The 750-nt window shown below is 51.2% G+C and carries 1 protein-coding gene; it reads left to right on the top strand.

The genetic code is table 11. The annotated features are described in order from the left end of the window. Window positions 1-750: serine--tRNA ligase (gene serS / locus ACTHUM_RS16370; protein WP_440403475.1), on the top strand; the 750-nt coding region annotated here is incomplete at both ends.

Genomic DNA, 750 nt, shown 5'->3' with positions numbered 1-750 from the left:
CAAATCAAAGTTGATTTGGAGCAGGCAGCCGCTGATTTGGATGCCGTTCAGAAAGAATTGGATGCTTGGCTGCTGAGCATTCCGAACCTGCCGCACGAAAGTGTGCCTGTCGGTAAAGACGAAACTGAAAACGTTGAGGTCCGCAAAGTTGGCACGCCGCGAGAATTTGACTTTGAAATCAAAGACCATGTTGATTTGGGCGAGCCTTTGGGTTTGGATTTTGAAGGCGGTGCGAAACTTTCCGGCGCGCGCTTTACCGTGATGAAAGGCCAAATCGCCCGTCTGCATCGCGCTTTGGCTCAGTTCATGCTGGACACGCACACGCTGAAACACGGCTATACCGAGCATTACACGCCTTATATCGTGGATGACACCACTTTGCAGGGCACGGGCCAACTGCCTAAATTTGCAGAAGATTTGTTCCATGTTACCCGCGGCGGTGACGAGAGCAAGAAAACGCAATATCTGATTCCGACCGCCGAAGTAACGCTGACCAATACCGTTGCCGACAGCATCGTGGCCGGCAGCGATTTGCCGTTGAAATTGACTGCGCATTCCCCATGTTTTCGTTCCGAAGCGGGCGCATACGGCAAAGACGTGCGCGGTTTGATTCGCCAACACCAATTCGACAAAGTGGAAATGGTGCAAATCGTTCATCCGGAAAAATCATACGAAGCGCTGGAAGAAATGGTCGGTCATGCTGAAAATATTTTGAAAGCGTTGGAACTGCCATACCGCGTGATCACGTTG

This window comes from Neisseria sp. P0021.S006, assembly GCF_051956895.1.
The sequence above is the reverse complement of the archived record's forward strand: the minus strand, read 5'-3'. Positions and strand labels throughout refer to the sequence as shown.